11 protein-coding genes are annotated in these 13,159 nt (G+C 62.2%); 7 read left to right on the top strand and 4 right to left on the bottom strand.

What is annotated here, in order from left to right; genetic code table 11:
• Position 1: 1 nt before the first annotated feature.
• The gene (locus M5C71_RS02625; protein ID WP_248767129.1) at positions 2-853 is read right to left on the bottom strand and encodes a CAP domain-containing protein; all 852 of its coding nucleotides are present in this window, start codon (positions 851-853) and stop codon (positions 2-4) included.
• A 410-nt stretch (positions 854-1,263) separates the two neighbouring features.
• On the opposite strand from M5C71_RS02625, the gene mqo reads away from it, so the two are divergent.
• Positions 1,264-2,910: a malate dehydrogenase (quinone) gene (gene mqo / locus M5C71_RS02620; protein WP_103499085.1), complete on the top strand. Its 1,647-nt coding sequence runs from the start codon at positions 1,264-1,266 to the stop codon at positions 2,908-2,910.
• Between the two features lie 120 nt (positions 2,911-3,030).
• Here mqo and M5C71_RS02615 read toward each other — a convergent pair whose 3' ends face one another.
• Positions 3,031-3,957 carry a LysR family transcriptional regulator gene (locus M5C71_RS02615; protein ID WP_248767128.1) on the bottom strand — a complete coding sequence of 309 codons (927 nt, stop codon included), beginning with the start codon at positions 3,955-3,957 and terminating at the stop codon, positions 3,031-3,033.
• A gap of 157 nt (positions 3,958-4,114) precedes the next feature.
• Between M5C71_RS02615 and M5C71_RS02610 the strand changes: the two genes are divergently transcribed.
• Both M5C71_RS02610 and M5C71_RS02605 read left to right on the top strand, forming a co-directional pair.
• Positions 4,115-4,975 (top strand): pirin family protein, encoded by an 861-nt coding sequence (locus tag M5C71_RS02610; protein ID WP_248767127.1) that lies wholly within the window; start codon positions 4,115-4,117, stop codon positions 4,973-4,975.
• Between the two features lie 144 nt (positions 4,976-5,119).
• The gene (locus M5C71_RS02605) at positions 5,120-6,925 is read left to right on the top strand and encodes a sensor domain-containing phosphodiesterase (RefSeq protein WP_247263187.1); all 1,806 of its coding nucleotides are present in this window, start codon (positions 5,120-5,122) and stop codon (positions 6,923-6,925) included.
• A gap of 9 nt (positions 6,926-6,934) precedes the next feature.
• Here the strand turns inward: M5C71_RS02605 and M5C71_RS02600 are convergent, their stop codons facing one another.
• On the bottom strand, positions 6,935-7,948 hold the full coding sequence (locus tag M5C71_RS02600; RefSeq protein WP_177098931.1) for an aldo/keto reductase: 1,014 nt from the start codon (positions 7,946-7,948) through the stop codon (positions 6,935-6,937).
• Positions 7,949-8,265: 317 nt separating this feature from the next.
• Between M5C71_RS02600 and M5C71_RS02595 the strand changes: the two genes are divergently transcribed.
• Positions 8,266-8,502, top strand: a complete 237-nt coding sequence (locus tag M5C71_RS02595; protein WP_103499089.1) for a hypothetical protein — start codon at positions 8,266-8,268, stop codon at positions 8,500-8,502.
• 76 nt (positions 8,503-8,578) lie between these two features.
• On the opposite strand, the gene M5C71_RS02590 is transcribed toward M5C71_RS02595, so the two are convergent.
• Positions 8,579-9,892 (bottom strand): MFS transporter, encoded by a 1,314-nt coding sequence (locus M5C71_RS02590; RefSeq protein ID WP_248767126.1) that lies wholly within the window; start codon positions 9,890-9,892, stop codon positions 8,579-8,581.
• 171 nt (positions 9,893-10,063) lie between these two features.
• Here M5C71_RS02590 and M5C71_RS02585 point away from each other — a divergent pair, with 171 nt between their 5' ends.
• The 3 genes from M5C71_RS02585 to M5C71_RS02575 all read left to right on the top strand — a co-directional run bounded on the left by M5C71_RS02585 (position 10,064) and on the right by M5C71_RS02575 (position 13,146).
• Positions 10,064-11,194, top strand: coding sequence for a sugar diacid recognition domain-containing protein (locus M5C71_RS02585; RefSeq protein ID WP_103499091.1), 1,131 nt, complete (start codon positions 10,064-10,066; stop codon positions 11,192-11,194).
• A gap of 99 nt (positions 11,195-11,293) precedes the next feature.
• The gene (locus tag M5C71_RS02580; RefSeq protein WP_103499092.1) at positions 11,294-12,445 is read left to right on the top strand and encodes a glycerate kinase; all 1,152 of its coding nucleotides are present in this window, start codon (positions 11,294-11,296) and stop codon (positions 12,443-12,445) included.
• Between the two features lie 83 nt (positions 12,446-12,528).
• The gene (locus M5C71_RS02575; RefSeq protein WP_103499093.1) at positions 12,529-13,146 is read left to right on the top strand and encodes a ParB-like protein; all 618 of its coding nucleotides are present in this window, start codon (positions 12,529-12,531) and stop codon (positions 13,144-13,146) included.
• Positions 13,147-13,159 lie beyond the last annotated feature (13 nt).

Raw genomic sequence — 13,159 nt, 5'->3', positions numbered from 1 at the left:
GTTACGGGGTGCCGAACATCGCGGTCCAGTAGATCCCGGAATCGCTCTTCGGGTCCACCACGTAGGCCGCGCCCAGCTCGCGGAATCGTGGATTCATCAGGTTGGCGCAGTGACCGGCGCTGGCCAGCCAGCCGTCGACCACCTTGCGTACGGTGTCCTGGCCGGCGGCGATATTTTCGCCGATCATCTGGCCGTTATAGCCCGCCAGCTCGGCCCGATCCCCCGGCATGCGTCCGTCACGGTCCTTGTGATCGAAGAAGTTGTTGTTGGCCATATTCCGGCTATGGCCTTCAGCGGCGCTCGCCAGTACCGCGTTCCAGGCCAGGGGCGTGGTGGCGGCGAACGCCTGGCCGCCGCATTGGTGCGCTTGCGTGCGGGCGCTGTTGATCTGCTCGAGAAGTTTCTGGCCTTCCGCCTGCCAGTCGCCCAGGCGCGCGCTCAGCAGCGGCCGCGCCAGCACGATGCGCCATTCGCGTCCCTCGCGGTTGACGCCGATATCGACGAACTGCGGGTTCAGCACCACCTGGCAGAAACTTTCCTCCACCGCTTTCATCGCCGCCGCCGCGTCACGTGGCCCCGAGAGGCTGATCGCCTGCACGGTGACCATCGGATACGCCTTGGCACTCAGCGCCTGCTGCAAGTCGCCCGGGTTATTGATGGGCAACACCAGGCGGGGATCGCTGACCAGTGGCGGCAACTCCAGTGAGGCCTGGCTTCCACAGCGCTGCACCTGGCTGCGGTAGTGGTTGATCGAGTCAACCAGTTGCACCTGATCAACAGGGGCGGCGTTGGCCGCGAACACCGGGCCCAGCGTCAGCGTGGCCAGACCGATAAGCGATGGTATGAAGCGCATGGGCATCTCCCTGGGACGGACTGCGCCCATCATGCCGGATTTCCCACTGCAGGAGCACTTGAACCTTGGCCGGCTTATCCTACAATTTCGGTAGGTTTTCTCTGTGTAAAGGCGAGGCATTTTCATCCAGTCACGTAGCTGAGGTATTATGTCGCAGCACGGAAGCGTCTAGCGTGCCTATCCGAGGTGACCGGACGTCGAAGGAATCGAGAAAAAAGCCTTACTGGCTGAGTCGTATGAGCTGACAGATTGCGCTTGTCGACCAGGTCCGGGCAGAGGCAAACAAAATGAGTGTCACCCAACGTAGCTGAAGCCAATGACTAATAAAAAGTCAGCGCAGGAGGGACATGAACGTGAGGCCGGTGGTTTTTCATGGGCCTTGTATGTCTACCTATCCTAGGTATTACCGAATGTTGAAGAAACTGAACACAGCACTGCTGGGGCTGGCAGTGACGATGGGCGCGATGTCCGTACACGCGGCCGAGACAAAGAAAGTCGATGTGCTGCTTATCGGCGGGGGCATCATGAGTTCGACCCTGGGGATCTGGCTCAATGAGTTGCAGCCGGACTGGTCGATGGAAATGGTCGAGCGCCTCGATGGCGTCGCCGAAGAAAGCTCCAATGGCTGGAACAACGCCGGTACCGGTCACTCCGCCCTGGCCGAGTCGAACTACACGCCGTACGACAAGAACGGCAAGATCGATATTTCCAAGGCGATCGAGATCAACGAGTCGTTCCAGATCACCCGTCAGTTCCTGTCCTGGCAGGTCCGTCAGGGCGTGCTGAAGAACCCGCATTCGTTTATCAACTCGACGCCGCACATGAGCTTCATGTGGGGTGACGACAACGTCAAGTTCCTCAAGGATCGCTACGCGGCGCTGCAGACCAGCCCGCTGTTCAGCGGCATGCAGTACACCGAAGATCAGGAACAGATCAAGAAGTGGGTCCCGCTGATGATGGAAGGGCGTGATCCGAAGCAGAAGATCGCGGCCACCTGGACGCCTATCGGCACCGACGTGAACTTCGGCGAAATCACCCGCCAGTACGTCGCTTACCTGCAGGCCCAGCCTAACTTCAAGCTGAAGCTGTCCAGCGAAGTCGAGGATATCAAGCGCAATGACGACGGCACCTGGCGCGTCACCTACAAGAACCTGAAGGACGGCAGCGAAACCGCGGCCGACGCCAAGTTCGTGTTCATCGGTGCCGGTGGCGGTGCGCTGCACCTGCTGCAGAAGTCCGGTATCCCTGAAGCCAACGACTACGCGGCCTTCCCGGTCGGCGGTTCGTTCCTGGTCACCGATAACCAGGACATTGCCCTCAAGCATATGGCCAAGGCCTACGGTATTGCTTCGACCGGCGCGCCACCCATGTCGGTTCCGCACCTGGACACCCGTGTGCTGGATGGCAAGCGCGTGATCCTGTTCGGGCCATTCGCGACCTTCTCCACCAAGTTCCTGAAGAACGGTTCGTACTTCGACCTGCTGACCAGTACCACCACCCACAACGTCTGGCCGATGACCCGCGTCGGGATCGAGCAGTACCCGCTGGTGGAGTACCTGGCCGGTCAGTTGATGATGTCGGATGACGACCGCTTCAACGCCTTGAAAGAATACTTCCCTGAAGCGAAGAAAGAAGACTGGCGCCTGTGGCAAGCCGGTCAGCGCGTGCAGATCATCAAGCGTGACGAAGAGAAGGGCGGCGTCCTGAAACTCGGCACCGAGGTGGTCACCGCCAAGGACAACAGCATCGCCGGCCTGCTGGGTGCATCGCCAGGTGCTTCCACCGCCGCGCCGATCATGCTGACCATTCTGGAACGGGTCTTCAAGGACCAGGTTGCGACGCCTGCCTGGCAGGAAAAACTGCACCAGATCGTGCCGAGCTACGGCACCAAGCTGAACGGCAACCCTGCAGCGGTCCAGAAAGAATGGGACTACACCGCTGAAATCCTGCAACTGACCAAGCCTCCGGTGATCGGTCAGACCGCCGCTGCGCCAGCCGCACCGGCTGCGACTGACAAGCCAAAAGCCGACACTCCAGCGGCTGACATGGCGCTGTAAAGACCTGGCCTCGCTTCGGCGAGGCGCTGTAAACCGAAGAACACCCATTGCCCGCTCATGCGACCGGCCAGTGGGTGTTTTTTTATGTCCACGGAAAAGGCTTTCGGCGAACGATGGATATCACTCAAGGTCAGGGACAGGCTTAGGCCATCCATCCTGCCCATGGAGTTTGTCCTTGAAGGTGTCGATAAACGTCGACACCGCCAGGGGCAACTGGCGCCGGCTCGGATAGATCACGTTCATGCCCTGGCTCTTGCGCTGGTAACCGGGCAATACCGGCACCAGCAGGCCGGCCTGCACATCGAGGCGAGCCATGGTCGGCGGCAACAGGACGATGCCCAGGCCCGCCAGGGCGGCCTTGCGCAGCGCCTGGGCGGTGTTGGCGCTGAAGCGGCCGCTGACCTGTACTTCCTCCATGACGCCGGCCGGGCTGCTCAGACGCCAGGTGGCGTGGCCGCCGGGGTGTGGGGCACTGATGCAGTCATGCTGAACCAGCGCCTGCAAGGTCAGCGGCACGCCATGCGTCGCGAGATAGGCTGGGCTGGCCACCAGGCCGTCGCTACGGGGCCCCAGCAGTTGGCGTCCGACAAAGGCCGAATCCTGCAGGGGACCGGCGCGAAAGGCGACGTCGATCTGTTCGGCGATCAGGTCGGCCTTGGCGTCGCTGAGGACGAAGTCGAGCTTGACCTGGGGGTAACGGGCGAGAAATTCGGCGACCCAGTCCATCGGGAAAAACTCGAAGAAGTCGGCGGTCGCCGCCACCCGTACCAGGCCACTGGGAACCTGGCTGCCGCCTTGCAGCTCGTGGCTGGCGTCGAGCAGACCGTCGACGGCCCCGGCGCAACGGGCATGGAAGGCCTGGCCGGCGCCGGTCAGCGTCAGCTTGCGGGTGGAGCGCTGCATCAGACGCGTGTCGAGCCGGGCTTCGAGCTGCTGGATTCGCCGGCTCAGGGTATTGGCCGGTACACCCAGGTGCCGAGCGGCCTCGGCAAAGCTGCCGTAGCGTACCACCTGGACGAACATGGCAATTTCATTCAGGTCGAGCATGGCGAAATTACTCACATAAATGGATGAGTGAAATCCAATTATGCCATCTAGTCCGGTAATAGAGAGCAATCCATACTGCGTCGCAACTGGCCCGGGACCGCGTTTGCATTGATTGCCGTCCCGGGATTTATCCGATCATATTTCAGGAGCATTCCCCATGCTGGCAAGTACCGCCATTGCCCGTACCCCGCAGCGGCGGGCCATTGTTCATCGGACCCACGGCAGTACCCACGGGGCGATTACGCGCCTGGTAAGTCCCGGCGACCTGGGCGCGTGGCTCAAACCGTTCGTCTTCCTCGATCGTTTCAGCTTCCAGACGAAAGCCGGTCAGCCGGGGTTTGGCATGCACCCGCATTCCGGCATCGCCACGTTGAGCTATTTGAGCGAAGGCGAGTTTTTCTATGAAGACAGCACCGGCGAAAAAGGCCGCCTGCTGGCCGGTGGTGTTGAATGGATGCAGGCCGGCAATGGTGTCTGGCACACAGGTTCGATCGTGCCAGAGGTCAGCCATGTGCGCGGCTTTCAGCTCTGGGTGGCGTTGCCGGCGGCCGATGAGAATGCTCTGGCACGCAGCCAGTACCTGACCCCGTCGCAGGTGCCACAGGAAGGACCGGCGCGGGTGCTGCTGGGGCGCTACGGTGCGGCGCAAAGCCTGATCGCGGTCCCCGCGCCGATGAACTACCTGGCCGTGCACTTGAAAGACGGTGAACGCTGGACCTACACACCACCGGCCGGTCACAGCGTGGGTTGGCTGGCGGTCGATATCGGCCAGCTTGACGCCGGTGACGCTGGCGGGCCGCTCGGTGAGGGTGAATTGGCGATTTTCGAGGAGCGCGAGGAGGTCATCGATCTCGTGGCCCGGGGTGATACCACCTTCGTGCTAGGCTCAGCGTACAAGCATCCCCATGAACTGGTGCTGGGCAATTATTCGGTGCATACCAGCGCCGCGGCGCTGGCCCGGGGCGAGGCCGAGATTCTCCATATCGGTCGACGTCTGCGTGAGGAGGGGCGTCTGTAACCGATCGGGTACACGGCTTTCTGCTCTCTGTCAGACACTGGTCGCATTTTTCTGGATATTATTCGGTGCCCGCGCAATGATTAGCGGCAAAAGGCCATCTTCCCCGGCCGACTGAACGACTCGGATTGACGACAACAGGTACTGATGAAAAAACTCACGACAGTCGAGCAGATGTTGTTGCGTGATCGCGAAGAAGAGGAGCGGCTGGCCGCCCTGCATGCCTTCGACCTGATGGATGTTGCCCGCGAAGAGTGTTTCGAGCGGATCTGCCGGTTGGTCGCCTCGCGCTTTCAAGCGCCGGTGGCGATCGTCAGCCTGATCGACAAGGACCGCCAGTGGTTCCTCGCCACCACCGGCTTTTCCGCTCAACAAGCGCCCGAGCTGGAGTTGTCGTTCTGTGCCCACACGATCCGCCAAAGCGGCGTGTTCGTGGTCGACAACGCCTGCCTGGACCCGCGCTTTGCCGACTTCCCTTTGGTCCAGGGCGACGGTGCGCTGACGTTTTATGCCGGCGCGCCCCTGCGTACCGACGGCGGCTATGCCATCGGCAGCGTGTGTATCCTCGATACGGTTGCCCACGACCTGACGCCGGAAGACCACGCGGCCCTGGAAGATTTCGCCGCGCTGATCATGCAGTTGATCGAACGCCAGCACCTGCTCAAGCGTGTGGACGCGGTCAGCGGCCTGCCCAACCGTACGCAGTTTCTCTCCGACCTGCAGGGCTTGATCCAGGCCGGCGAGATCCGCAAGAGGGTTCTGGTGACGGTCGATGCCCTGGACACCGATTGGGCGCACCGTTTGACCGTGGCGGAGGGCATGGTGCCCTTCGAAGCGGTGCTGCGGGATATGGCCTCACGGATCCAGGCCTTTATCGGTACCGGGATCAAGATCTATCACGTGATGGTCAAGGGCTTTGCCTTCACCATGCAGATGGACGCCGTCGAGGCGCGGGGCTTTTTACCGCGGCTGGTGGATTGGCTGCGCCGGGCGCCCATCAGCGAGAATCTGCCGATGGTACCCACGGTCTGCGCGGGGTTGCTGGAGTTCGAGGGGGGCTCGGAAACGGCCCGGGAGCTACTGCGCAAGGGCTTGTTCGCCCTGGAGACCGCCCGGCAGAAAGCCCAGCCCTATGCCTATTACAACCATCAGGACGACGTGACCTTCCGCCGTCTGTTCAGCCTGTTGCCGGATATCACGCCGGCCCTGAAGGCCGATGATGTGTTCCTGGTCTATCAACCGCGCTTCTCGTTGCGCGATGGCGCGCACCTGAGTGCCGAGGCGCTGATTCGCTGGAACCATCGGTTACATGGCTTTATTTCGCCGGCGGAGTTCATTCCGATTGTCGAGAAAAGCTCGCTGATCCATTCGGTGACGGATTGGGTGATCGAGCGGGTTGTGACGCTGATTGCCAACACCGGTTATGCCCGGGACAAGAAAATATCCCTCAACCTGTCCTCGCGGGATTTTTACGGGCGCAACGTCGCCGATGTCATTGCCCAGCGCTGTGGGGCCCATGGGGTCGACCCGGCAATGCTCGAGGTTGAAATCACCGAAGGCGAGTGGCTGCGTTCCAGCGCCGGGGTGATCGAGCAACTTCAGCAACTGAGGGATATGGGCGTCGATGTGGCCATCGACGACTTCGGTACCGGCTACAGCAACTTCTCTTATCTGCACAAGATCCCGGCCAATATCCTCAAGCTCGACCAGTCGATGATTTTCGACCTGGAGCACAGTGCCCAGCATCAGCGGGTGGCCAAGTCGATCATCGGCGTGGCCCGCGACCTGGGCTACCGGACGGTGGCCGAGGGCGTGGAAAGTTTCGGCTGCCTGGAAATACTCAAGCACTTCGGCTGTGACGAGGCCCAAGGCTACTTTCTTTCCAGGCCGGTCGAAGAGGCACTGTATTTCCAGCAGGCGGCACTGGATCGGTTCCCCCTGAAGACGGGCTGAGGCCCGCCTTCAAACGCCCCGTGGCACGCGTCCGGAGACAAAGTGACTGACATCGTTGAAACCCGGGGTGGACGCATGCCCCGGAGTCACCAGCGAGTCGACGAAGGCTTCGTCCTCGGCGCTGATCTTCACCGTCAGTGCCTTGGTGTAGCTGTCCCATTGCTCCTCGGTGCGCGGGCCGACAATCGCCGAGCTGACCGCCGTATTGTTCAGCACCCAGGCAATCGCGAACTCCACCAGGCCGACGCCACGCTGTTGGGTATACGCCTGCAACTGCTGGGCAATGCGCAATGATTCCACCCGCCATTCGGTCTCGAGGATGCGCTTGTCCTGGCGTCCGGCCCGGCTGTTGGCATCCGGCGCGACATCCGGGGCGTATTTGCCGCTGAGCACGCCACGGGCCAGCGGGCTGTAGGGCACCACGCCGAGGCCGTAGGCGGCAGCGGCGGTGATCTGCTCGGTCTCGGCCTGGCGGTTGACGATGTTGTACAGCGGTTGGCTGATCACCGGCTTGTCCACTCCCAGGCGCTCGGCCACGCGGATCACTTCGGCAATCCGCCAGCCGCGATAGTTGGACAGGCCCCAATGGCGGATCTTGCCCTGGCGCAACAGGTCGCCGATGGCCGATATGGTGACCTCCAGCGGGGTGCTGTGGTCTTCGCGGTGCAGGTAGTAGATATCCAGGTAGTCGGTGCCCAGGCGTCCGAGACTGGCTTCGATGGCATTGAACAGGTGCTTGCGGCTCAGGCCGCTGCGGTTCGGCTTGCCGTCCACCGGGCCGAAACCGGCCTTGGTCGCGAGGATCCACTCATGGCGATGGCGGGCAATCGCTTCGCCGACGATTTCCTCGGAGCGCCCGCCGGTGTAGACGTCGGCGGTGTCGATAAAGTTGATGCCCTGGTCCCAGGCCTTGTCGATGATGCGCAAGGAGGTTTCGGTGTCGGTTTGTTCACCGAACATCATGCTGCCCAGTGTCAAGGTGCTGACTTGCAATCCGGAATGGCCGAGGGTGCGGTAACTCATGAACAACATCCTTTTGCACGAAAGAGAAGGTGTTCATCAGATACCAGAATGCCGCTGTTGAGCAATCCCTCAATCAACTCACCGATATCCGACAGCCTTGTCAGGGGAAACTGCGCAAAAGTTTCATGTAGTCCGCTGCTCTCCAGGGAACGGGCACGGCAATGTCAACTACTTGACCGTTCGTCGGAACTGTCAATTCTGACAGGTTGTTACAGTAGCCCGAACTAAAGTCATATATAGCCAAGAGACCCGCTTGTCCGGCGGGTACAGTTGTAAAGGCCATCAGGACATAACCCCGTTCAATATGGAGAGAGATGATGCTTAATTCGAAACGTCTTAAGGCGCTGGCCATGGCGATCGTCGTTGCCCAGGCGGGAGTGGTCCCGATGGTGATGGCGCAGGCGCAGGTTGCGCCAACGACTCAGACCCAGAAGGTCACTTCCGAGAAGGCTGATATGCAGTTGGCAGCCAAGAAAAAGCACCACAAAAAGAAACACCACAAGAAAGCAATGACCTCCACGACTCAAAGCGTGAGTGTGAACGCTACCGCCTGATTTTATTCATTGGGGGGAGCGACGAGCCCGAGGGCGACAGTAATGTCGAGCCTCGGGCTTTTTTATGGCCGCTGTTTCACGCCGCCCGCAAGGTGCGGGTCATGCGCAGGGCCAGCAGGCTGCCGGCGACGATCACCGCGGCCAGCACATACAGGGCCGCATCGGTGGAGCCGCTGGCATCCTTGACCCAGCCCACCAGGTACGGGCTGAGGAAACCGGCCATCTGGCCCATGGAGTTGATCAACGCCAGGCCACCGGCGGCCGCGCCGGCGCTGAGCAGGGCGGTGGGCACCGGCCAGAACATCGGCAGGCCGGTGAGGGCACTCATGGTCGCAATCGTCAGGCCGAGAATCGCGATGGCCGGCGAAGTGGCGAAATTGACCGCGATCAACAGGCCTACGGCGCCCATCAGCATCGGTACCGCCAGGTGCCAGCGACGCTCCTTGCGCAGGTCGGCGGAGCGGCCCACCAGCAACATGAACACCGCCGCCAGCAGGTAGGGAATCGCACTGAGCCAGCCTATGACCAGGTTGTCGCTGAAACCCAGGTTCTTGATGATCGACGGCAACCAGAAGTTGATGGCGTAGACGCCACTCTGGATGCAGAAATAGATCAGGCCAAAGGCCCAGATCGCCGGGTTCTTGAACACTTCACCCAGGGAGTCGCTGACAGCCTTGGGTTTGTTCGCGGCATCCTCGGCCTGGTCGTCTTCGAGTACGGCGCGTTCCTCGGTAGTCAGCCACTTGGCGTTGGCGAATTTGTCCGCCAGCAGGAAAAACGCCGCGATGCCCAGGGCAATGGTCGGGATCCCCTGCAACAGGAACATCCACTGCCAGCCGGCAAGGCCGCCCTGACCGGCGGCAAAGTGGTTGAGGATCCAGCCGGAGAAAGGACTGCCGAGCAGGCCCGAGACCGGGATCGCCGACATGAACAGGGCCATGATCCGCCCACGGCGGAAGCTCGGGAACCACTGCGAGAGGTACAGCACCACGCCGGGGAAGAAGCCGGCTTCGGCGGCCCCGGTGAACAGGCGCAAGGTATAGAACTGGATCGGCGTGCTGACGAACAGCAGGCAGGTCGACAACACGCCCCAGGTGATCATCATCAGGGCAATCCAGCGCCGCGGACCGAAGCGACTCAGCGCCAGGTTGCTCGGCACGCCGCAGAGCACGTAGCCGATAAAGAAAATCCCGGCCCCGAGGCCGTAGATGGTTTCGCTGAATTTCAACGCGTCGAGCATCTGCAGCTTGGCAAATCCAACATTGACCCGGTCGAGGTAGTTGAACAGGTAGCAGATGAAGATAAAGGGGATCAGGCGCAGGGTGATGCGCTTGTATACGGCGTTTTTCAAGTCAGCGGTGGCCTGGGATATCGCGGCGCTCTGTGACATGGCGGTCTCTCTTTATTATGATTTTTTGCGAGGCAAGGGTAACTTGATCGCCCTGTGAGTCTCGGTCACCCCGGTCTTGCTGTCTTTGTGCCAGTGCACAGGGTTTGCCGGTGTACCCTGTGCTGCTGAACAAACGTTCGTTGATCCCCCTGAACCAAGGACCCTACCGCTATGTTCGAACTGGACCATGACCTTGCGCAGGATATCGTCGATCGTACGATGGCCATTCTGCCGTACAACGTCAATGTCATGGACAGCCAGGGCCTGATCCTGGGCAGTGGCGAGCCGGGGCGGATCAATACCCGCCACGAGGGTGCGCAGTTGGTCTTGGCCAATGGCCGGGTGGTGGTGATCGACGAGCAGGCGGCCAAGTGCCTGAAGGGCGTGCAGCCAGGGATCAACCTGCCGCTGATGCACGATGAGCGGCTGATCGGCGTGCTGGGCATTACCGGTGAGCCGGAGCAATTGCGTACTTACGCCGAGCTGGTGCGCATGACCGCCGAAATGCTGGTCGGCCAGCGCCATCAGCAGGCTGAACAGCAGTGGCGGCGCCAGCGCTGTGATGATCTGCTGGCCTTGTTGCTCAGTGACGAGGGCGATTCGCCGCGTTTGATCGACGAGGCCCGGCAGATGGGGCTCAAGCCGCAGTTGTCACGGATTCCCTATCTGTTCGAGCTGGACCCGGGGCAGAGTGCCGAAGCGCTGATGGCCTGGTTGCAGTCGCGTTATCCCGACAGTTGGTGCGTGAGTGGGTCGACCGCCTCGCTGCTGTGGTGTCGGCCGGCGACGGCGATCCTCGACGATCAGCGTCTGCTGGAGAAGCTCGACAGCCTGGGTTGGAAGATCGCCCGAGTCGCCGCGGGTGGGCAGGCTGACGGTTTGCAGGGTTTGCGCCGCTGCTATCGTCGGGTCGGTGATTTGCTTGCTTATGGCCGGGAGGTCTTGCCCCACAGTCGTTTGTTGCACCTCAATCGCTATCGCCTGCCGGTGATGCTCTGGCGGCATCGCAGCGACGATGCGCTGGAAGAGTTGCTCAAGCCGCTGCGCAAGGTGATCGCCAAGGACAGCAACGGCCAGTTGCTCGCCACCTTGCGCAGTTGGTGCGAGCATGACGGTCAGAGCCAGGGCTGTGCCGAGGCGCTGGGGATTCACCGCAACAGCCTGCGCTATCGGATGGAGCGGATTGCCGAGATCAGTGGTGTCGACCCGCTGCGCCTGGACGGGATGCTGGCGTTGTACCTGGGGGTGCAATTGTTGCCCCACAGCGAATCGCCGGTGCCGGCCGCTGGGGGCGCTTTGTAGGAATGAACAATAAAGCCCTCCCGGGCTTGTGCAGCAGACCGGCGTCATTCCCTGTTTCAACTGGCAGCATGGACGCCACAAGAACTGGAGATCGTCCCCATGAAAATCATCATCGCCCCCGATTCGTTCAAGGACAGCCTCAGCGCCGAAGGTGTGGCCCGAGCGATTGCCGAAGGCCTGGCCCAGGTACTGCCCGAGGCGCAGCTGATTGAATGCCCGATGGCGGATGGCGGCGAGGGGACGGTGGCGGCGGTGTTGGCCGTGTGCAACGGCGAGTTGCGCCAGCAGCGGGTGCACGGCCCCCTGGGCACGCCGGTGGACGCGCATTGGGGCTGGTTGCCGGCCAGCGCCACGGCGATTATCGAGATGGCCGAGGCCAGCGGTTTGCAGCTGGTTCCGAGCGAACAGCGCAATGCCTGCATCACCAGCACCTTCGGCACCGGCGAGTTGATCCGCGCGGCCCTGGATGCCGGTGCGCAACGGATCATCCTGGCGATTGGCGGCAGTGCCACCAACGACGCCGGTGCCGGTGCCTTGCAGGCCTTGGGTGTAGGGCTGTTCGATGCCCGGGGACAGGTGGTGCAAGCGGGTGGCCTGGCCTTGGCCGGTGTCGCGCGGGTGACCCTTGAGGGGCTGGACCCGCGTCTCGACCGGGTGCGTTTCGAGATCGCCGCCGATGTAAACAATCCCTTGTGCGGCGAGCAGGGCGCTTCGGCGATCTTCGGCCCGCAGAAAGGCGCGACACCGGCCCAGGTGCGTGAACTGGACGCGGCCCTCGGGCATTTTGCCGATCTGTGCGCGCAGGTGCAGGGCCAGGATGTGCGTGATGAGCCGGGCAGCGGTGCGGCGGGCGGCTTGGGCTTTGCCGCCAAGGCCTTCTTCGGGGCGTGCTTTCGTCCCGGTGTGGAGGTGGTGGCGGAACTGGTGGGGCTGGCCGAGGCGGTGCGCGGCGCTGATCTGGTGATTACCGGCGAAGGTCGCTTCGACGCCCAGACCCTGCGCGGCAAGACCCCGTTCGGCGTGGCGCGGATTGCCCGGGAGCAGGGCGTGCCGGTGGTCGTGCTGGCAGGGACCCTCGGTGAAGGTTATGAGCAGATGTACGCCCATGGGGTCGACGCGGCCTTTGCCCTGGTGTCCGGGCCGATGAGCCTGGAGCAGGCCTGTCGTGACGCGCCACGGCTGTTGAGCGCGCGAGCCGGGGACATTGCCCGGGTCTGGAAGCTGGCGGCAGGGCCTGTCCGTGAAGAATGATAATGCGCGGTGTCTCCTCGGGCCATTCAGGGCTAAGCTTGCGATCAGTCCAGGTTTCGGACTTGTCTGCCCGGAGATGTTCAATGGCTCGTGCCCGCCCGCAACTGATCAGCGCAAAGCTTGCAAAACTGCACCCCACCCAAGTCACCGTCGGCCTGCAAGAGGTCGCCCTCAAGCAAGCCCAATGGCAGACCCTCAAGCGCAAGGAGCGCGAAGCCGCCCTCGATAATCACTGGTTTCCCTGCGTCCTCGGGCCTGAAGGCCGGCACTACATCGTCGATCACCACCACTTCGGCCTGGCGCTGATGCAGGAGGAGGTGAAGAAGGTCTCATTGGTGGTGCTCAAGGACCTCTCGTTCGTCGAACCCGCCAGCTTCTGGACCATCATGGACTTCCACCAGTGGGTCCATCCCTACGATGCCAAGGGCATTCGCCGCGGTTACGACAAAGTGCCCGGGTCTATCGGCGAACTGCAAGACGACCCCTATCGCAGCCTTGCCGGCGCCTTGCGCCGGGTCGGTGGGTTCGCCAAGGATGTCACGCCCTTCAGCGAGTTTCTCTGGGCCGACTTCTTCCGCACGCGGATCACAGTCGCTGAACTCAATGCGTCCAGCGAGCACCTGCAGGCAACCGCCCTCAAGCTGGCTCGCAGTCAGGCCGCGCGTTATCTGCCGGGTTGGAGTGGTCCGATCGATGCCTGAGCCGTCCGCACTG

This window comes from Pseudomonas sp. MWU12-2345 (assembly GCF_023242385.1).
Taxonomy (GTDB): domain Bacteria; phylum Pseudomonadota; class Gammaproteobacteria; order Pseudomonadales; family Pseudomonadaceae; genus Aquipseudomonas; species Aquipseudomonas gingeri_D.
This window is presented reverse-complemented; position numbering and strand designations above follow the sequence as displayed.

Bases quoted from the DNA above. Each gene is read 5' to 3' on its own strand.
- M5C71_RS02610 (WP_248767127.1), top strand. From the start codon at position 4,115: ATGCTGGCAAGTACCGCCATTGCCCGTACCCCGCAGCGGCGGGCCATT.
- M5C71_RS02605 (WP_247263187.1), top strand. From the start codon at position 5,120: ATGAAAAAACTCACGACAGTCGAGCAGATGTTGTTGCGTGATCGCGAA.
- mqo (WP_103499085.1), top strand. From the start codon at position 1,264: ATGTTGAAGAAACTGAACACAGCACTGCTGGGGCTGGCAGTGACGATG.
- M5C71_RS02590 (WP_248767126.1), bottom strand. From the start codon at position 9,892: ATGTCACAGAGCGCCGCGATATCCCAGGCCACCGCTGACTTGAAAAAC.
- M5C71_RS02615 (WP_248767128.1), bottom strand. From the start codon at position 3,957: ATGCTCGACCTGAATGAAATTGCCATGTTCGTCCAGGTGGTACGCTAC.
- M5C71_RS02585 (WP_103499091.1), top strand. From the start codon at position 10,064: ATGTTCGAACTGGACCATGACCTTGCGCAGGATATCGTCGATCGTACG.
- M5C71_RS02625 (WP_248767129.1), bottom strand. From the start codon at position 853: ATGCGCTTCATACCATCGCTTATCGGTCTGGCCACGCTGACGCTGGGC.
- M5C71_RS02600 (WP_177098931.1), bottom strand. From the start codon at position 7,948: ATGAGTTACCGCACCCTCGGCCATTCCGGATTGCAAGTCAGCACCTTG.
- M5C71_RS02580 (WP_103499092.1), top strand. From the start codon at position 11,294: ATGAAAATCATCATCGCCCCCGATTCGTTCAAGGACAGCCTCAGCGCC.
- M5C71_RS02595 (WP_103499089.1), top strand. From the start codon at position 8,266: ATGCTTAATTCGAAACGTCTTAAGGCGCTGGCCATGGCGATCGTCGTT.
- M5C71_RS02575 (WP_103499093.1), top strand. From the start codon at position 12,529: ATGGCTCGTGCCCGCCCGCAACTGATCAGCGCAAAGCTTGCAAAACTG.